The sequence below is a fragment of the Streptomyces sp. AM25 genome (genome assembly GCF_058146165.1).
The window spans coordinates 73,219-91,803 of sequence record NZ_JBKIWN010000023.1; the positions used below are offsets into that span (position 1 = coordinate 73,219).

The 18,585-nt window shown below is 73.6% G+C and carries 17 protein-coding genes and 1 pseudogene; 9 read left to right on the forward strand and 9 right to left on the reverse strand.

What is annotated here, in order from left to right:
* Window positions 1-6: 6 nt before the first annotated feature.
* Window positions 7-936, reverse strand: coding sequence for an NADP-dependent oxidoreductase (locus tag ACLHRZ_RS28005; protein WP_490421343.1), 930 nt, complete (start codon window positions 934-936; stop codon window positions 7-9).
* Window positions 937-1,121: 185 nt separating this feature from the next.
* Between ACLHRZ_RS28005 and ACLHRZ_RS28010 the strand changes: the two genes are divergently transcribed.
* On the forward strand, window positions 1,122-2,036 hold the full coding sequence (locus ACLHRZ_RS28010) for a 4Fe-4S domain-containing protein (RefSeq protein WP_490421327.1): 915 nt from the start codon (window positions 1,122-1,124) through the stop codon (window positions 2,034-2,036).
* A gap of 58 nt (window positions 2,037-2,094) precedes the next feature.
* Here ACLHRZ_RS28010 and ACLHRZ_RS28015 read toward each other — a convergent pair whose 3' ends face one another.
* Entirely contained in the window at window positions 2,095-2,991 is an 897-nt protein-coding gene (locus ACLHRZ_RS28015; RefSeq protein ID WP_490421328.1) for an SGNH/GDSL hydrolase family protein, read from the reverse strand.
* Between the two features lie 173 nt (window positions 2,992-3,164).
* Here ACLHRZ_RS28015 and ACLHRZ_RS28020 point away from each other — a divergent pair, with 173 nt between their 5' ends.
* The 6 genes from ACLHRZ_RS28020 (at window position 3,165) to ACLHRZ_RS28045 (ending at window position 10,576) form a co-directional block, all read left to right on the forward strand.
* Window positions 3,165-4,367: a PucR family transcriptional regulator gene (locus ACLHRZ_RS28020; protein WP_490421329.1), complete on the forward strand. Its 1,203-nt coding sequence runs from the start codon at window positions 3,165-3,167 to the stop codon at window positions 4,365-4,367.
* A 402-nt stretch (window positions 4,368-4,769) separates the two neighbouring features.
* Window positions 4,770-5,528, forward strand: a complete 759-nt coding sequence (locus tag ACLHRZ_RS28025) for a DUF2334 domain-containing protein (RefSeq protein WP_490421330.1) — start codon at window positions 4,770-4,772, stop codon at window positions 5,526-5,528.
* Window positions 5,529-5,533: 5 nt separating this feature from the next.
* Window positions 5,534-6,646 carry a glycosyltransferase gene (locus tag ACLHRZ_RS28030; RefSeq protein ID WP_490421344.1) on the forward strand — a complete coding sequence of 371 codons (1,113 nt, stop codon included), beginning with the start codon at window positions 5,534-5,536 and terminating at the stop codon, window positions 6,644-6,646.
* 161 nt (window positions 6,647-6,807) lie between these two features.
* The gene (locus ACLHRZ_RS28035; RefSeq protein WP_490421331.1) at window positions 6,808-7,929 is read left to right on the forward strand and encodes an alpha/beta hydrolase; all 1,122 of its coding nucleotides are present in this window, start codon (window positions 6,808-6,810) and stop codon (window positions 7,927-7,929) included.
* A gap of 117 nt (window positions 7,930-8,046) precedes the next feature.
* A complete protein-coding gene (locus ACLHRZ_RS28040) occupies window positions 8,047-9,258 on the forward strand; it encodes a serine/threonine-protein kinase (RefSeq protein WP_490421332.1) in 1,212 nt (403 codons plus the stop codon).
* Window positions 9,259-9,277: 19 nt separating this feature from the next.
* The gene (locus ACLHRZ_RS28045; RefSeq protein WP_490421333.1) at window positions 9,278-10,576 is read left to right on the forward strand and encodes a DUF6777 domain-containing protein; all 1,299 of its coding nucleotides are present in this window, start codon (window positions 9,278-9,280) and stop codon (window positions 10,574-10,576) included.
* A gap of 166 nt (window positions 10,577-10,742) precedes the next feature.
* On the opposite strand, the pseudogene ACLHRZ_RS28050 reads toward ACLHRZ_RS28045, so the two are convergent.
* The 3 genes and pseudogenes from ACLHRZ_RS28050 to ACLHRZ_RS28060 form a co-directional block, all read right to left on the reverse strand.
* Window positions 10,743-11,471 (reverse strand): annotated as a pseudogene (locus tag ACLHRZ_RS28050) (ferritin-like domain-containing protein); the annotation flags it as partial.
* On the reverse strand, window positions 11,468-13,390 hold the full coding sequence (locus tag ACLHRZ_RS28055) for a GMC family oxidoreductase (protein WP_490421334.1): 1,923 nt from the start codon (window positions 13,388-13,390) through the stop codon (window positions 11,468-11,470). The pseudogene ACLHRZ_RS28050 and the gene ACLHRZ_RS28055, both read right to left, overlap by 4 nt.
* Window positions 13,387-13,896 carry a hypothetical protein gene (locus ACLHRZ_RS28060; protein WP_490421335.1) on the reverse strand — a complete coding sequence of 170 codons (510 nt, stop codon included), beginning with the start codon at window positions 13,894-13,896 and terminating at the stop codon, window positions 13,387-13,389. Before ACLHRZ_RS28060 ends, ACLHRZ_RS28055 begins: the two co-directional genes overlap by 4 nt.
* Window positions 13,897-14,315: 419 nt before the next feature.
* On the opposite strand from ACLHRZ_RS28060, the gene ACLHRZ_RS28065 reads away from it, so the two are divergent.
* Entirely contained in the window at window positions 14,316-15,290 is a 975-nt protein-coding gene (locus ACLHRZ_RS28065; protein WP_490421345.1) for a DUF6528 family protein, read from the forward strand.
* Here the strand turns inward: ACLHRZ_RS28065 and ACLHRZ_RS28070 are convergent, their stop codons facing one another.
* From ACLHRZ_RS28070 to ligD, 4 genes are all read right to left on the reverse strand, one after another.
* A complete protein-coding gene (locus ACLHRZ_RS28070; RefSeq protein WP_490421336.1) occupies window positions 15,291-16,454 on the reverse strand; it encodes a hypothetical protein in 1,164 nt (387 codons plus the stop codon).
* A gap of 20 nt (window positions 16,455-16,474) precedes the next feature.
* A complete protein-coding gene (locus ACLHRZ_RS28075; protein WP_490421337.1) occupies window positions 16,475-16,666 on the reverse strand; it encodes a hypothetical protein in 192 nt (63 codons plus the stop codon).
* A 199-nt stretch (window positions 16,667-16,865) separates the two neighbouring features.
* Complete coding sequence (locus ACLHRZ_RS28080) at window positions 16,866-17,246, reverse strand: SH3 domain-containing protein (protein ID WP_490421338.1); 381 nt, start codon at window positions 17,244-17,246, stop codon at window positions 16,866-16,868.
* A gap of 73 nt (window positions 17,247-17,319) precedes the next feature.
* Complete coding sequence (ligD, locus tag ACLHRZ_RS28085) at window positions 17,320-18,324, reverse strand: non-homologous end-joining DNA ligase (RefSeq protein WP_490421339.1); 1,005 nt, start codon at window positions 18,322-18,324, stop codon at window positions 17,320-17,322.
* 78 nt (window positions 18,325-18,402) lie between these two features.
* Between ligD and ACLHRZ_RS28090 the strand changes: the two genes are divergently transcribed.
* Window positions 18,403-18,585, forward strand: a 183-nt coding sequence (locus tag ACLHRZ_RS28090) for an ATP-dependent DNA ligase (RefSeq protein WP_490421340.1), incomplete at its 3' end; no start/stop codon positions are given.

Below are 18,585 nucleotides of genomic sequence, written 5' to 3' on the forward strand. Positions count from 1 at the left end.
TCCTGCTCACACCACCGCCAGCACGATCTTCCCGGCCAGATGCCCCCGCTCGCTCTCGCGCTGGGCCTCCGCCGCCTCCGACAGCGCGTAGACGTGGTGGATCGGCAGCTGCAGGATGCCCGACTCGAACAGGCCGAGGGCCGCCGTGAGGGCGGGCACCATGTGGGACGTGCCCGGTTCGGCGCCGGAGGAGAAACGGACGCCGTGGCGCAGGGCGCCCTCGCTGTCGGCGATCGTCACCACCCGGTCGGCACCGCCCGTCAGCTCGACCGAGACGGCGACGGCGTCGCCCTTGCCCGTCGCGTCCAGGGCCGCGTGCACCCCGTCGGGGGCCAGCGCGCGGACCCGGTCGGCGAGGCCCTCGCCGTAGGTGACCGGGTGGGCGCCGAGCCCGCGCAGGTACGCGTGGTTGGCCTCGCTCGCGGTGCCGATGACGTGGACGTCGCGGGACCGCGCGAACTGCACGGCCATCGTCCCCACTCCCCCGGCCGCGCCGTGGATCAGCAGGGTCTCGCCCTCGCGGAGCTGCAGCGGCTCCAGCGCCCGCCAGGCCGTCTCGGCCGCCACCGGCAGTGCGGCGGCCTCCTCCCACGGCATCGAGACGGGCTTGGCGACCAGCCGGCTCGCATCCGCCAGAGCGCGCTCGGCGTACGAGCCCGTGACCGTGGGGCCGAGCACGGCGTCCCCCGCCTGCACCCCGGTGACGCCGTCGCCGACCGCCTCCACGACGCCGGACGCCTCCCGGCCGGGGACGCAGGGGAACTCGACCGGGAAGAGCCCGACCATGTCGCCGCTGCGGATCTTGTGGTCGATCGGATTGACCCCGGCGGAGCGCACGGCGATCCGCACCTGCCCCGGCCCCGGAACGGGCAGGTCCAGTTCGACGGGGTGCAGCACTTCGGCGGATCCGTAGGTGCCGAAAGCAATGGCCTTGATCTTGGTCATGGGTTCACGATGCCTTGAAGGGGATGATTCCGCGCCTCGAGCCCGCGCCTTGCGGGGTTACTGTACACCTGTACAGTAAGCGTCGTTGCGCGAACCCGGCAGATACGCACGCGGCCCGGAACACAAGATCGCCACCCCCTTCCGGTTTCCGCACCGCCCGGGATACCTCTGAAGGCATGACCGAAGTCCCGGAAGCCGAAGTCCTGGAAGAAGAAGCCGTGTCCGGCTGGTACGTCGACGACCGCTGCATGAACTGCGACGTCGCCCGGCAGCTCGCCCCCGGCCTGATCGGGGAGGCCGGGGGCCGCTCGGTGATCCTGCACCAGCCGCGCGACGCCGCCGAGTTGCAGCACCTTCATGCGGCTGCCCACAGCTGCCCCACCAGGTCCATCCGCCACCCCCGGCAACAACCCGACCCCGCCCTCGACCCGTTCCCGCTCGCTCTCGACGAGCACGTGCACCTCTGCGGCCACAACTCCCTCCGGACCGCGGGCGCCAACTCCTATCTCCTGCGCCGCCCTTCGGGCGCGGCCATGATGGTCGACACGCCGCGCTGGAGCCCGTCGCTGGCCGACCGCTACGAGGCGGCCGTCGGGCCGGTCACCGATGTGCTCCTCACCCACCGCGACCACGCCGCCCACGGCCGCCGCTACGCCGACCGCTTCGGTGCGCGCCTGTGGATCCACGAGGGTGATCTCGACGCCGCCCCGGACGCCGACCGCGTCCTGCGCGGGCCGGAGCCCGCCGAGGTGTCGGACGGCGTGGTCGCCCACCCGCTGTCCGGCCACACGCGCGGCAGCGTGCTCTACGTCGCCGACGACCAGTACTGCTTCAGCGGTGACAGCTTCTACTGGTCCCGCATGACGGGGGACATCGAGATCGCGGAGAACGTCGTCTGGTACTCCGTCGAGGAGTTGGCGGCCTCCCTCGCCCGTACCGCGGAGCGCCTGCGCTTCGCGTGGCTGCTGCCCGGGCACGGGGACCGCAAGCACCTCCCGGCCGGCGAGATGGCCGAGCGGCTCGTGCGACTGGCGGAACGGGCGCGCGCACTCCGCCCCCGGCCCGTGGACTTCACGGCGCATCGATGGTGAACGCGCGACCGCCCGGCCGGAACCCCGGCCGGGCGGCGATGCACGTACAGGAATCTCCTCAGCCGTGCAGCGCCTCCAGCACCGTCTCGGCCATCACCCGCTCACCCGTGGCGTTGGGGTGCAGCGACAGGGCCGGCTTGGTGGGCAGGATGCCCTCGATCCAGCGGTCCGAGGAGCAGGCGTCGTGCCCCTTGGTCGCGCTGAGCGTGTCGACGTACGTGGCGCCGTTGGCGGCGGCGGTCGTGGAGACCATGTCGTTCAGCTTGCCGATGACGGAGCGCAGGTAGGCGATATCGCCGGTCGTGGCCGGCATCTTGAGGAGGCACTTCTTCGGGTCGTCGGGCAGCACCGCCGGGTATCCGGCGACCAGTACCTTCGCCCGCGGCGCCTTGTCGTGGATCCGCTGCAGCGCGGCGGCGAGTCGGGGGGCAGCGGCGTCGAGCCGCTTGTCGAGCGTGTCCCCGTAGTGGTCGCGGCACGGGGCGCCGAACGGGTTGGTCACGGAGAGCGTGGCGCAGACGGCGACGACGTCGACGAAGCCGAGGTCCGTGGTGCCGAGGTTGTTGCCGCCGATGGTGAGGGTGACGAGGCCCGTGCCCGGCGTGACGGCGTCGAGCTGGGGCCCGTTGACGGGGATCCCGGCATCGGTCTGGGTGGCGGTGAGCGCGCCCACCTTGGCGGCGGCGCAGGTCACGTCCTTGTACGAGGACACGGACGAGGGGGCCTCGCGTTTGAGGGTCTCCGCAACCACATGGCCGTAGTTGCGGGACGAGCGCATGCACAGGCCCGCCGACTGTGCGGGGACCCCGGCCCCGGCGGCGTAGGAGTCGCCGAGGGCCACGTACGTACCGGCCGGGGTCCCGCCGGCGTCGGCGGCGTGCGCGGGGGCGGCCACGGTGACGAGGGATGCGGCGAGGAGAGCACAGGCGGCGGTCGTCGGGACGGCTCTGGACACGGTTCCTCCCGTGAAAGGGCAGAGGGGGTGAGGGAACTCCTTCGAAACCGGCCGGTAACGTTCCCGGTATCGTCGCCGCCCTCCACGGCGCAGGCCATGTGCCGGCACACCACAAACGCGGCGTCGCGTTGTCCCCCGGCACAACACCCGAACTGCTCGGTAACCTGCGGTACATGAGCCGTCCCCCGTACCCGCCCGCCGAAGTCGCCCCCGTGGCGGCCCTGCTGCTGCAGCGCGCGCAGGAACTGGGCGACCGCATGGCCAGGCGGATACGGACCGAAGTGGCCTACTACGCCAGCGAGGAGCGGGTCTCCTCCGAGCTGCTGGGCGGCTCGTGCCGGCGCAACGCCGAGCTGGTCTTCGGGCACCTCGCCGAGGGCTGCGTGCCCGGCATGGTCCAGGCGCAGGACACGGGCCGCGAGGCGGCCCACATGGGCACCCCGCTGGCCGAGTTGCTGCACGCCTACCGCGTCGGCTCCGAATTCCTGTGGACGGAGCTGGCCGCCGCGGCGGGCGCCGCCGACGGGGTCAGCGCGGACACGATCGTGGCCCTGGCCGGCTGGTGGGTGAACCAGGGCCTCGCGGCGGCGGCCGGCGACGCCTACCGCGAGGCGGCCGCCGAACTGGCGCTCCAGCAGGAGCGCGAGCGCTCCGCGCTCGTCGAGGCGCTCTTCACCGGGATGTTCACCGACCACACCACGCTCTGGGAGGCCGCCGACACGCTCGGCCTGCCGACCGAGGGCCCGTACCTCGTGGTCGCGGCCGAGGTGCCCGCGCCCGGGCGGGAGGCGCTGCCCGGCATCGAGTCCCGGCTGCTGACCGAACAGACCCGCTCGGCCTGGCGATTGCTGCCCGACCTCCAGGCGGGCGTGGTCGCGGCGCGCGGCCCGGCCGGCGAGAAGACGGTGCTGCGGCTGCTGGAGAAGACCGCCGGCTGCCGTGTCGGCGTCAGCCCTCCGTACCGCACGCTCCAGGGCACCCCGCGGGCCCTGCGCCACGCACGCCTCGCCCTGGCCGGGCTGCGCGGCCGCCCGGCGGGCGTCGCGCGCTTCGACGACAGCCCGGTGGCACTGCTGGTGGCGGCCTCCCCCGACGAGGCCGTCCGCATCGCGCGGACGGCGCTCGCCCGCGTCCTGGAACTGCCGCCCGACGAACGGGCCCGCCTGCTGGACACGTTGGAGCAGTGGTACGCGGCCGGCGGCTCCGCGGCCGGGGCGGCGCAGCAGCTGTACTGCCACCGCAACACCGTCCGCTACCGCCTGCGCAGGCTGGAGGAACTGACCGGCCGCTCCCTGCAGGACCCGCGTGCGGTCGCCGACCTCGCGGTGGCGCTGCGCGCACTGCGACTGTTGCCGGGGTCCGAGGTCAGGCCTTGACCAGGACGTACGTTCCGGTGCCGGCGCCGAGGTCGACGCGGTTGCAGTATTACGTGGTCGGATGTGCGAGAACATGGCGACGCCAAGGACGGGTCGACGACACCGGAATCAGTCAGGACGAGCGATTTCCGCGGCCGCCGCACAAACTTTTCGCCGACCATTTCCAGCCTGCTTCATCGGGATTTCATATGCGGCGCCATAATGCCCCGCGAGGAAAAGGAATGCGTGCGACGGAGGGCGCGCGCCGCGCAACGCCGCCGACCCGTGTGCTCCCGTGAGCCTGCCCGTCCGGGAGGGGCCCGGCTTACCCGGCCGACGCGCGGGGAAAGTGTGAAGCGTGTGTGACAGCGGGCGGCGCACCGCGCCGGACAAAGGACCTTACGTGCTCGCACAGTTGGCCCGGTGAACGCCTCGCAGAGCGGCCCGGGGGCGCCCTTCGTCGTCTCGGTGCACGACGTCGCCCCCTGGAGCTTCGAGCAGAGCCGGCACTGGCTGCACGACCTGGACGAGCGCGGCGTGCCGGCCACGCTGCTGCTGGTGCCGGGCAGTTGGCGCGGCGCCCGGCTGCCCGACGACCCCGCGCTGGTCGAGTGGCTGCACGGGGCGCGCAGGCGGGGGCACGAGCTGGCGCTGCACGGCTACGTCCATCAGGGCGTGCCCGGCGGGCCGTTGGCGCGGCGCTGGGTGAACGCCGTGGTCGCGCGCGGCTGCGCGGAGTTCTGTGCGCTGGACGAGGAGGCGGCGCGGCGCCGGCTGGAGAGCGGGCTGGCCGCGCTGGCCTCGGTGGGGATCGTCCCCGAGGGCTTCACCCCGCCCGGCTGGCTGGCCTCGCCCGGTGCGATGGCGGCCCTGCGCCGGCTCGGACTGGAGTACACCACCAGCCACTTGGGCGTGCACGACCTGCGGACGGGGGCCCGGCACGGGATGGTCGCCCTGTCCAACCGGCCCGGCGGGCTCGGCGAGCGGGCCGGGGCCCGGCTGATGCGCGCCGCGGCCCGCCGCTGGGCGGGGCACGGCAGACCGTTCCGGATCGCCCTGCACCCCGCCGACCTGGCCCGGCCCGGGCTGCGTGCGTGTGCGCTGGAGGCCATCGACACGGCCCTGGCCGCGGGCGCGCGGCCGTGCACGTACGCCGGGCTGGTGCGGACCCTGCGGGCGTGAGGCGGATGCGGATCGTCCAGATCGCCAACTTCTACGGCGCCTCCTCGGGCGGCCTGCGCACCACGCTCGACGCGCTCGGCCGGGGGTACGCGGCCGCCGGGCACGAGCGGGTGCTGGTGGTGCCGGGGCGGCGGTACGCGGCCGTGCACAACCGGGCCGACGGACTGCGGGTGACGCTGCCCGGCCTGCCCGTCGGCGGCGGCTACCGGATGATGTTCTCGCCGCGCACGCTGCGCCGCCTGCTGCTGCGGCTGGCGCCGGATTCGCTGGAGGTCTCGGACAAACTCACCCTGGTGCACACCGCCGCGTGGGCCCGGTCGCGCGGGGTGCGGTCGGTGCTGTTCTCGCACGAGCGGGCCGATGCGATCCTGGCGCCCCGGCTGCCGGGATGGGTGCCGCTGGCGCCGCTCGCCGACGGGTGGAACCGGCGGCTGGCCGCGGGCTTCGACGCGGTCGTCGCGGCATCCGCCTTCTCCTGCGCGGAGTTCGCGCGGGTGGCGGCGCCCGCCGTGCACCGGATACCGCTGGGCGTGGACCTGCGGGTGTTCGCCCCGGGCCGCGCGGGCGACTCTCCGGTCGGGGAGACGCGGCTGGTGTTCGCGGGGCGGCTGTCGGCGGAGAAGTCCCCCGCGCTGCCGCTGGAGACGCTGCGAGTACTGCGGCGGCGGGGCATGGACGTACGGCTGGACGTGCTGGGCGACGGCCCGGAGCGGGCCCGGCTGCAGCGGCGGGCGGCGGGGCTGCCCGTCCGTTTCCACGGTCACGTGGCCGACCGCGGCGTGGTGGCGGGGCTGCTGGCGCGCGCGGACGTCGCCCTCGTGCCGTGCCCGGTGGAGGCGTTCGGGCTGGCCGCACTGGAGGCCCTCGCGTGCGGCACGCCGGTGGTGGTGGCCGACGCGGGGGCGGCCCGCGAGCTGCTGGCGCCGGGGGCGGGGGTGGCGGTGGGGGCGTCGCCGGGGGCCGTGGCCGCGGGGGTGAGCACGGTGCTGGGGTGGCCGGAGCCGGTTCGCCGTGCGGCGGCGCGGGCGCGGGCGGAGGAGTTTCCTTGGGCGCGGACGGTTGCCGGGATGCTGGCGGTTCATGCGGGGGCCGCGCCGGTCCGGGGCGGCACGCCGTAGTCGGTCCACTGCAGACCGTGTGGGTTGATCGCGCAGTTCCCCGCGCCCCTGACGGGGCGCACCCCCTCCCGAGAAAATAAAGTTTCCCCCAAGAATCAGTAAACCTTTCGCGCCCGTATCGCTTCTATTCGGATGAAACCCCCCGAAGAGGAGCGACTGCCGTGGGTCTGACGTCCCCCACCCTTCTGCTGGTCCTCGTGCTCGCCGCCGTCGCGGTGGGCGCGCTGGTGCTGTGGCTCTGGCCGCGCGCCGCCCGCAAGGGGCCGCTGGCCTGGGCCTCGCGGCTGGGGCTGCTCGGCCTCTCGCAGGTGAGCATCCTGGCCGTGCTGCTCGTCGCCGCCAACAACCAGTTCAGCTTCTACACCACCTGGGACGACCTGCTGGGCCGCGCCTCCAGCAAGCAGGAGCTGCAGGACGGCAAGGACAACGGCAAGCGGCCGCCGGCCCTCGCGGTCAAGGGCCACGAGTCCGTCGGCCTCAACGGCGCCAAGGAGAAGGCCGGCCAGGTCGACCGGATCGAGATCCGCGGCCCGGTCAGCGGGCTGAGCATGGAAGGCTACGTCTACCTGCCGCCGCAGTACTTCCGGAAGGGGCACGAGAAGGACCGCTTCCCCGTCGTCGTGGCCATCACCGGCCAGCCCGGCGACGCCAAGAACCTGATCACCCAGATCAAGGTCCCGCGGGCCGCCTCGCAGGCCGTCATGAACGACGACATCCGGCCGACGATCTACGTCATGGTGCGCCCCTCCGTGGTCCCCGGCCGCGACACCAACTGCACCGACGTGCCCGGCGGTCCGCAGGCGCTGACCTTCTTCAACCAGGACCTGCCGCTCGCCGTCACCGACGTCTACCGCGCCGACACCTCCACCGGCGGCTGGGGCGCGGTCGGCAACTCCACCGGCGGCTACTGCGCGTTGAAGCTCGCGATGACCAACCCCGCGCGCTACGGCGCCGGAGCGGGCCTGTCCGCCGACTACTTCGCACGGCAGGACAAGATGACCGGCGACCTCTACGACGGGAACAAGAAGCTCAAGAACGAGGCCGACCTCACCTGGCGCCTGGAGAACATGCCCCCGCCGCCGGTCTCTCTGCTCGTGTCCACCAGCCACAAGGGCGAGCCGCAGAACTACGGACCCACCATGAAATTCGCCGAGAAGGCCAAGGCCCCCACCAAGGTCACCAAGCTCGTCCGCGACGAGGGCGGCCACAACTTCCGCACCTGGCGCGAGGAATACCCCCTCGTCCTGCGCTGGCTCGACAAGGAGCTCTCCGAGCGCCGCTGATGCCCCCCGCCCGCATACGCATCCGCGGAACGGAATGACGCCCACCCCCGTCCCATCCGGTGTGGCCCGGATGTGCACGGCCCGGCGGGCCGTGCACGGGGGGAGAGGGCGTGCGGCGTGGACACGGACGGGCGGGCTCCGCTGCTGGCCGGGCGGTATCGGCTCGTCGCCCGGCTGGGCAGCGGCGGGATGGGCGTGGTCTGGCGCGCCTTCGACGAGGTGCTCGACCGCGAGGTGGCGGTCAAGGAGGTGCGGGCCCCCGGCGTGCTGCGCGAGGAGGACGTCCGCATCCTCTACGCGCGGCTCAAGCAGGAGGCCCGCGCCGCCGCCCGCATCACCCACCCCCATGTGATCACCGTGCACGACGTGGTCGAGCAGCACGGCCGGCCCTGGATCGTCATGGAGCTCGTGCGCGGGCAGTCGCTCGGCGACGTCCTGGAGCGCGAAGGAGTGCTCGACCCCAAGGAGGCCGCGCGCGTGGGCGCGGCCGTCCTCCGCGCGCTGCAGGCCGCACACGCGGCCGGGGTGCTGCACCGCGACGTCAAACCGGCGAACGTGCTGCTGGAGGACACCGGCCGGGTGGTACTGACCGACTTCGGCATCGCCCTGATCGAGGGCTCGGGCACGCTCACCCGCACCGGGGATGTGATCGGCTCGCCCGACTACCTGGCGCCGGAACGGGCGTTGGGGCGGCACCCCGGCATCCCCTCCGACCTGTGGTCGCTGGGCACCATGCTGTACGCGGCCGTCGAGGGCACGTCGCCGTTCCGCCGCACCTCGCCACTGCTCACCCTGCACGCCGTGGTCCAGGACGAACCGCCCCCGCCGCGGCGCGCCGGTCCGCTCACCCCGCTGCTGGAGGGGCTACTGGTCAAGGACCCGCTGGCGCGCACGGGTTCGGCCGAGGCACTGCGGCTGCTGGACGCGGTGGCGGCCGGTACGGTCACGCGGGCGCCGGAGGCTCCGCCGGGATACGTGCCGACGATGCCGGCGGGGGCGGCGCCCGTACCGGTACCGTCCGCCCCGCCCCCTGCCCCGCCTCCCCCGGAACCGCCGCGGCGCGCCCGGGTGTTCGGCGCCGTGCTGGCCCTGCTGCTCGTCGGCGGCGGAACGGCCGCCGCGGTGATCGCCTCGCACGGCTCCGGGGGCACACCGGTCGACACGGGCTCCACACCCGGCGCCCCCGCCACGGGCGCCCCGGCCACCGGCCCGGCCTCGTCCTCACCGTCCACCGTCCCCGCTCCGCCCCTGGGGCCGGGCCCCTCGGACTACCCGACGTCCTACCCGACGTCGGCGTGCGGCGGGGGCTGGGTGACCAACTGCGGCTGAACAACTGGGGGGTTGCACCATGCGGAGGTTTCCTGTCCGGCTCCGTCTCGTATCGCTGCTGGCGGTGCCCGTGCTGATCGGCGGCGCGGGGCTCGCGGCCTGTTCGTCGTCCGGGGAGAAGAAGGCTGCGGACGTGCAGCTGGAGGCGGTGGGGGCGGCCGGCGACAAACCGTTCCTCGCCGCCCCGGGCAGCGACGTCACCGACGTCGACCCCGCCTACCGCAGCGGGGGCACGACCGCGGGGGACGCCCGCGGCGCCTTCGGCGGCACCCGCAACGCCACCCAGTGCGACAAGGCCCTGATCATCAGGAACCTCACCGTCGATCCCGTCAAGGCGAAGGCCTGGGCCGAGGTGCACGACCTCGACTACCGCCGGATACCGCAGTACATCAACGGCCTCACCTCGGTCGTGCTGATCCGCGACACCCTGGTGAAGAACCACAACTACGACGGCGGCGGCGTGACCACCGCGTACCTGTCGGTGCTGCAGGCGGGCATGGCGGTGCTCGTCGACGGGTACGGGCAGCCGTCGGTGAAGTGCAACTGCGGCAATCCGCTGCTGAAGCCCGACGACATCGACCGCAAGGCCTCGACGTACAAGGGGAGCCGGTGGGAGGGCTTCAGCAGTATCGAGGTCACGGTCGTGGTGGCGCGCCCGCAGAGCGAGGGCCCGATGGCGAAGATCCCGCTGGTCGACGCCCGGCAGAGCGGTAAGGGGTTCGACCGGGACGTCGGCAGCGGCAACGGCAAGGGGGACTCGGCCGTGGTGCCGGTTCCCGTCCCGGGGGGTTCGGTGAGTCCGGGGCCGGCGTCCCCGGACTCACCGTCGGAGTCGGAGTCGAACTCGTCCTCGGCACCGACCCCGTCGGCCGGGTCGTACCCACCGGAGACCACCCCCTCGGCGACGCACACGCCCACGGAACCGACGGAGCCGACTGCGTCGGCCCGGACGCCCAAGTCCGCTGCCCCTCCGGAGCCGACCGCAACACACCCCACTGAGCCCGCCGTTACCACCCCCGACGTCCCCTCCGAGCACCCTCACGGCACGACGGCGCACCCCACCGCGCTGTCCTCCCTCACCTCCGGTCCGGAGACCAGCGCTCCCGAGCCGCCGCGAAGTGCGCCTCCGTCACCTCGTACGTCGCCGACGCATGCAGTCCCCGGGCCGCCTTCTCCGCATCCGGATGCGGATTCCGGTACAGCCGCTCCGACAGGTCCCGCAGCTCCAGCATCACCGGAACGGCTTCCGGCAGCACCGCAGGACGGCCCCCGTACGCACACTCCAGCACCCACAGCAGCCGCGCATACACCGAGTTGAACCGCTCGGCCGCCTCCCGCACCGCGCTGCCCTGCGGGTAGTGCCGCACTTTCGCCTCGGGGTCGACGGGGTACGCGTCGGCCCAGCTGACGTCCAGCGCGGGCCCGCTGGGCCCCGAGGCGGGGGTGTCCTGCGGCCCGTAGGTGCGCTGCTGCAGGATCTCGTTGAAGCGGAAATAGTGCGCGGGCTCCCGGACTTCGCCGAAGAACCGGTCGTCCGCGTTGAAGACGGTCCGGCTGGCGCCCTCGCCCTGGTCGGTGATGACCTCGACGGCCTCGAGGGCCGAGGCCAGGTCCGTGACGGGGAAGACATCCCCGCCCGAGTTGTAGAAGTCCCGGGGGCCGACCTGGCGGGCCGGGTCCCCGGTGAAGAGCCCGTCCTCCCCCGACGTGCGGACCAGGCGCAGCAGGCCCTCGCGGACGGTCGCGTAGAACTGTCCGACCGAGGTCCAGCCCCCGTCGCCGGCCACCGACGGGTGGCCGGGCGGCTCGGCCACGTACGCGGGGTGCTCGATGCGCAGGAACGTCTCCAGTGCCGTGACGCCGAAGTGGCGCAGGGCGACGGGGAACCGGTCCCGGCTGTAGGGCAGCCGGGCGGGATAGCCGGTCACGAAGCGGGAGTTCGCCACCAGCGGGCGGCCGCCGACCGCGTTGAGCAGGTTGGCGACCAGGGTCATGTGGAGCATCTCCTCCAGCACCACGGCCCGGACGGCGTAGAAGGCCGGCCGGTTGGTGCCGGGCCGGAGGGTGTACATCGCGGTGAGGTAGGGCGGGATCGTCAGGTGTTCGAGGGTCAGCGCGGCCTGCAGGAAGAGGTGCAGGTCCGCCCGGTCGCGCGGGATGCGGAACGGCGGCTCGTCGACGACGGCCAGCTCGCCTGCGATGTCGGTGGTCATGCGCGTCCCTCCCCCACACGGGCCTGGGCCACGGGGACCGGGCGGATCACCCGCGGCCGGTGCAGCTCCATCAGGTCCCGGTGGATCTGCTCGCAACTGCGCAGCGCGAGGGCGGCCATGGTCAGCGACGGGTTGGAGGTGCCGACGGAGGGCATGCTGCCGCAGCCGACCGCGTAGAGGTTGGAGTGGTCCCAGCAGCGCTGCCAGGAGTCGACGACGGAGGTCTCGCGCGAGTCGCCCATGATGTGGGTGCCGGCGCCGTGGCCCGCGCCGTGGAAGACGAAGTCGCGGCCGTCGTGGCGGAAGTGGCCGGGGGCGAAGGGGCCCGGGGCGTAGTCGGTGTGGTCCTCGGCCCCGAGGATGCCGAAGATCCGGTCGGAGACGGCCTTGGCGGCGGCGATGCCGCGCTTGACGTGGTCGGAGAGGTCGTAGGTGATGACGGGCCGCGGGTTGCCGAGCCGGTCGCGCAGGCCGGGCTCGACGGTCACGCGGTTGCGGCTCTCGGCGTCCTGCTCCACGGCGAACTGCAGGGAGATCTGGCGCCCGATCCGCCGGCCCAGTTCCTCGCGCAGCGCGGTGCCGAAGCGGCCCCTGCCGCGCGGCTGTCCGGAGTCGCCGGTGATGCCGAGCATGCGGGCGACGTCGCCGGAGGGCGAGCCGGTGGGCCAGCTCCAGCCCCAGTTGGCGATCTCGATACGGAAGGGGGCGCGGTCCCGGCGGGCGGGCCCGGTGCGGAAGCACTCCAGTCCGGACGTCGAGCCGGGGCCGCGGAAGGGGCCGACGGGCTCGTCCAGCAGGCCCCAGGTGAGCAGGACGGGGTGGTCCATGAGGTTGCGGCCGACCTGTCCGCTGTGGTTGGCGAGCCGGGAGACCAGCAGGAGCTTGGCGTTCTCGACGGCGTGGGCGGCCAGCACGACGATGTCGGCCTCGGCGGTGCGGGTGGTGTGCACGGGAGAGGCGGGGTCGTCGTACTGCTGGTACTCGACGCCGAACACACGGCCGTTGGCGTTGGCCAGGACCCTGCTGACCACGGCGCGCGGGACGATGGTGACCTTGCAGGACCATGTGGCCTGGGTCTTGAGGGGGTTGTACTTGGCCTGCACCGGACAGATGGGCACGCAGGAGGCGTTGCCGACGCAGCGCTCGCCGTAGTTGGGCAGCCCGGCCGCTCCGGCGGGACGGTAGCCGCGGCCCCCGTCGTAGCGGAGGTCGGGGGTGCTGTTGCGGGCGTGCGGGGTGGTGACCACGCGCAGGGTGGTGGCCGGGGCGTCGTCCGACTCCTGCACCGTCGTCCCGTCGAGCCGGGCGGCCAGGACGTTGTCGAGGTGGCTGCGGGGGATCGCGTGCATGGGGTAGCAGTAGTCGTCGGGGAAGGGCAGGCCGATGGCCTCGCGCTGCTCGGCGGCGTCGCCCGCCACGCCCAGGACCCGCTCGGCGGCGCGGTAGTGGGCCTCCAGGTCGGCGTAGCCGATGGGCCAGTCGCGGCCGTAGCCGAAGGCGGTGCGGGGGGCGAAGTCCTCGGGGTGCATGCGCGGGGTGAGGCCCATCCAGTGCAGGGCGGTGCCGCCGGCGGCGCGCAGGTAGTCGCTGCAGTAGGGCAGGTTGCCGTTCTGGACGAAGTAGCCGTCGGCGCGGTAGCCGCCGCCGGGCAGGCCTTGGAGGTCCAGCACGTCGGGCGAGGGGGCGGCGGTGTTGCCGCGGTAGGGCGCGTTGGGCACCTTGGCCAGGGCCCCGTAGTAGGCGTTCACGGCACCGAGGTGGCCGGGCCAGCTGTCCAGGGTGCGGGTGCCGGCCTCCAGGACGAGGACGCGCCAGCCCTGGTCGCCCAGTTGCTTGGCGACCAGGGAGCCGGCGAGTCCGGCGCCCACCACGATCACGTCGTAGTGGAGTCCGTCGAGTTGCGGCGAGGGGCTGCTCATGCGGCGCCCTCCGTACGGTGGTTCGCGGCCGGGAGCGGCGCGGCGCCGGGCGGCGGGTCGGCCCAGGTGCCGAAGCCGGGGGCCTTGGCGCCGGGGGCGTGGCCGTGGAAGGTGCGCCAGACGAGCCCTTCGGTATAGGCCTCGGGCGAGACCATGAAGGCGACGTTGGCCTTCTCGCGGCCGAGCGCGGCGTGCACGGAGCGGGCGAGCTGGGGCCAGACGCCCAGGTACCACAGGTGGGTGATGGCGCGGGCGATATCGCGCGAGGTCTCGTCGGCGATGCCGTCCGGGTCGCCGTCCGCGGCGGCCAGGTCGTCGATGAAGCGCCCGACGGCCTCCCGCCCGACCTGGTCGACGGTGGTGTCGTGGTAGAGCCGCACCATGCCCGTCGCCCTCAGGCCGAACTCGTCGAAGCCGGTGAGGCGGACGGAGATCGCGACGAACCCCCGGCATTCCGGGGGCACTTCGACGGGCTCGGGCGAAGGTGCTGTGTGCCGGGGATCCATCCGTGACCACCCATCTGTGTGACTGCCGCTGTTCTATCGGAGAGTCCACCACGGGAGAAGGAGGCGTAAACTCCCTTCACCTGTACGGGTGTTGTACAGAAGGTTTGAACCCGGTTCTTGGGTGGAACGGGGCCGTTCCCCGGTATGGGGAGGGATCTACGGGCCGACCGCCGCACCCCCCAGCAGCACCGCAGCCACCTCCCGCGCAGCCGCGACGGCACCGGAGGCGGCCGCGACGGCCATCGCCCCCTCGGCCGGCATCAACGACGTCGCCATCGCCGGGACGGACCGTCTCCTGCGCCGACGATGCACTCGTTCGCCTGAGTACCGGGCGTGGCGGCCCGCATCCCGCCCCCGTCCGGCCGATCCTGGCGGCCCGTGCAGGACGTGGACGTCAGGAGCGGTGTGTCGTGAGACGGATGTGGGCCGTGATGCTCACGGCGATGGTCACGTTGTCGGCGCCGGGAACCGGCGTCACGGCCCAGGCGGGAGGCCGGGGCGGGCGGGTCGCCTCGTCGCCGATCGTGGCGGCCGACCAGGCCACCCGGTCCGTGTACGTGCTGGACGCCCGGCGCGCGCAGTGGGACGCCGGGAGCAACGACGCGGGCGTGCTCTGGTCGTGGAGCGCCGACGGGAACGACGACCTCACGGACCTCGACCCCGACAGCTCGTGGGCGAATCCGAGCGAGGCCAAGTTCCGTGAACTCGGCGGCCGCCGCTACCTGCTGGCCACGGCCTCCGGCGGGCTGGCCGCCGTGATCGGCTACCCGGGCCGCTCGGTGTACTGGGCGGCCGACACCGGCAGGGGCAACGCCCACAGCATCGAGCTGCTGCCCGACGGCAACGTGGCGGTGGCGGCGAGCACCGGCGGCTACCTGCGGCTGTACGCGGCCTCCCGCGGCTCGCGGGCCACCGAGCACGTGCAGGTGCCGCTCCCGGGGGCGCACGGGGTGCACTGGGACCCGCGCACACGGCTGTTGTGGGCGCTGGGAAGCCGCGAGCTGGTCGCGCTCCGGGTGGGCGGCTCGCCGGAGGAGCCGTCCCTGACGGTCGTCCACCGCCGCGCCCTGCCCACCCGCAACGGCCACGACCTGGCCCCCGTGCTCACCCGGCCGGGCCGGCTGTGGGTGACCACGGCCTCGGCCGTCTACCAGTACTCGACGACCGAGCAGGCCTTCGTGTCGTACCCGCAGCAGTCGCGGATCAGCGGCCCGGACGTCAAGAGCATCGGCGACGAGCCGAGGACCGGCCAGGTGCTGGTCGCCCGGCCCGAGCGGGGCCACGCCTGCAGCTGGTGCACCTCGACCCTGACGCTGTACCGGCCGGACGGCACCCGCACCCTGCTGCACGGCGGGATGTACAAGGCCCGCTGGTGGACCGCGGGCCGCGGCTGATCAGGGGGTGCGCGCCGTCTCCCGCATCCTGGCCCGCACGTCGGCCGCGGCCCCGCCGCCGTCGGGGACCTGCTCCCACAGGGCGAGCAGGGCGGGCGCCAGGTGCGGCGCCCGGTCGCCGCTGTGCTGCCAGCAGTAGTGCGCCCGCTTGAGCGCCTCGACCGTCTCGGCGTCGGCGGCCCCGCCCCGGGCCAGCCGGTGGGAGGCGGCGGACAGCCAGAGTTCGGCGGCGCGCGGGTGGTCGCCGGCGAGCCGGGCGAGGTCGGCCCGCACCTCGACCCACAGCCCGGCCTCGGGGCTGTGCGAACCGTGCCGGCGCAGCGTCTGCTGCTCCCAGGCGGCGGCCATGGCCGCCGCCTCGTTGTGCCGGCCGGCCTGGGCAGCGGCCAGGATGCGCGGCAGCGGGTCCTCCTCGGGCGGGGCCGGAGCAGGTTCCGGTGCGCGGGGAGCGGGGGCGGGAGCAGGGGCGGCGGAGACGGCGGCGGCCGGGTTGGCGAGGACGGGGCCGGCGTCGCCGTACTGCACGCTCAGCGCGCCGTCGGGCAGCGCGGCCTGGGTGAGCGCGAGTTGGTGTAGCAGGACGGGGTCGAGCACGGGCCCCGCGGTGGGGTGGCCGACGGAGAGGGCGGTGAGGAAGGCGCGGGCGTAGGGTCCGGCCTCCGTGGCCGGCTTGTCCGCGGTGGGGCTGACGACGCCGCACACGGGCACGCCGCCGCCGAGGTGCCCCTCGCGGACCGCCGCGGTGACGTGCGGCCAGGCGGCGGCGTCGGCCTCGGCGTCGATCACCAGCAGGGTGGGGCCGGGGTGTTCGCCCAGGGTGCGGGTGAGCCACTCCCAGGGCAGGCCGGTGTAGCGGACGGTGGCGGGGGTGCTCTCGCGCAGCGCCAGGTGCAGCTGGGTGCTGCGGCGGGCGGGGATCATCAGATGGCCCGTCACCCAGACCAGCAGCGGGCCGGGCACGGTGGCGGCGTCCTGGAGGTAGGCCAGGACGCTCTGCGGGCCTGCCATGGCGGGCAGTTGCACGACATCGGACGAGGCTGCGGCGAGGAAGCGGCGCGGGTTCGCTCCGGCGACGGCGTGCGCGGTCGGGTTCGGCAGGGTGCCCCGCCGCCGGTCCGGGGTGCCGTCCAGCAACAGCACGCAGCCATGGTTCGGGTGGTCCAATGCGTTCTTCCTTCTGACGGTCACAGGCCTGAGCGGGGCACGCGGGAACGGCGCTCCTCGGTACGGACCCGGCGCTCCTCCGCGGCCTTCTTCACGCCCTCGGCACGCCGCTCGGCATAGCCGTTGGGCTCGACCACGTGAAAGCACTGGCCACAGACGTAGCCCCCCTCGGGGCCCTCGATCACCGGGTTCAGACAGTCTTTGCAGAGCATCGCGGCAGCATTCGTCTGGGGGATGTCGGAGCTGTCCATTATTTACCGGCGGCCCCGCAGTTGTTGCACGACCAGCCGCCGTCCGACCCCTGTATCACGGGCGCGCCGCAGCGAGTACAGTTCACCGGCCCTACCTCCCCCTCCGCTCATGATGGCACCCGCCGGATCCGGCCGGAAGGGAGGGGCACTTCGCACTTCGTCACCCCATGGCGGCCCGGGACTCCGCACTGTCGTCGAGGGAGCTGTGGCCGAGGTTGCGGCACAGCGGCACCTCTCCGGCGTTGTCGATGTAGCGTGCGGCGATCCAGTCGTTGCGCTCCCGCAGCAGGTACCACAGGGGGTTGCCCCCGACCTCCTGCGCGTGGGCCTTGCACCGCAGGCCCACCTGGGCGCGGTACTTGAGGACGCCGCGCACGGAGGAGTCGGTGCTCGGGTAGGCGCGCTCGTTGAGCCCCGAGGGCGCGGTGACCGTGCCGTGCGCCCGGACGGGGACGGCCGTGGGGACCGCGGAGGCGGCGGGTGCGACGAGCAGCAGCGCCCCGCCGAGTGCGGCGGCGGTGGCCAGGGTGGTGGTGGACACGTTTTCTCCCTCGGTGCGAAGTGGGTACGGCATTGCCCCAGTTCCACGGGGAATCACGGGATAAACGCGGCGGTTACTTCTTGGCCCTGCTGGGCTGCACCCGCTTCGGCTCGCCCTTCATCTTGGGGTGTTCGGGCGGGTAGGGCAGGTCGCCCAGGCCGTGGTCGTGCTCGTCGCGGTCGGCCAGCTCCAGCGCGGCCTCCATCCCGCAGGGCTGTTCGTCCATGCCGGCGTGGACGTCGCCGAGCGCGGCGAACCGGGCGGGCATGGTGGCCAGGTCGAAGTCCTCGGGCACGGCGTCGGGGACCTCCTCCCAGCGCAGCGGTGCTGAGACGGGCGCGTGGGGGCGGGGCCGCAGGGAGTAGGCGCTGGCGATGGTGCGGTCGCGGGCGGTCTGGTTGTAGTCGACGAAGATCTTCGCGCCGCGCTCCTCCTTCCACCAGGCGGTGGTGATCCGCTCCGGCGCGCGCCGTTCGAGCTCCCGGGCCACGGCGATGGCCGCACGCCGCACCTGGACGAAGGTCCACACGGGCCGGATGGGGACGAAGACGTGCAGCCCCCGCCCGCCGGAGGTCTTGGGCCGGCCCGTCATCCCCAGCTCCCGCAGCACCTCGCGCAGTTCGAGGGCCGCGCGCACCGCGTCGGCGTAGCCGGTGCCGGGCTGGGGGTCGAGGTCGATGCGCAGTTCGTCGGGGTGCTCGGTGTCCTCGCGCCGCACCGGCCAGGGATGGAAGGTCAGACAGCCGAGGTTGGCCGCCCAGAGCACGGCGGCGGTCTCGGTCGGGCAGATCTCGTCGGCGTGCCGGCCGCTGGGGAAGGAGATCCGGCCGGTGGGGATCCACTCGGGAAGGTTCTTCGGCGCGCGCTTCTGGAAGAACGACTCGCCCTCCACGCCGTCGGGGTAGCGCTCCAGCGTGGTGGGCCGGTTCCGCAGCGCGCGCAGGATGCCGTCGCCGACGCTCAGGTAGTACTCCGCGACGTCGCGCTTGGTGAATCCGCGCTGCGGAAAGTAGACCTTGTCCGGGTTGGACAGCCGGACCGTGCGCCCGCCGACCGTGAGCTCCAGGGCCTCCGTCATGCGCTCACGCTAGGCGTCGCGCAGGTCTCCCGCCTGTCGGAACACCCCCAGAGCCGGATAAAAACGCACAATTCCGGCATGGACCTTCCGGTGATGCCACCCCTGGCGCCGATGCTGGCGAAGACCGCGGCCGCCATCCCGCCGGGCATGCAGTACGAGGCCAAGTGGGACGGCTTCCGCGCCGTCGTCTTCCGCGACGGGGACGAGATCGAGCTCGGCAGCCGCACGGGCAACTCGACTTTCGGGGTTTTCGTGGGCCTC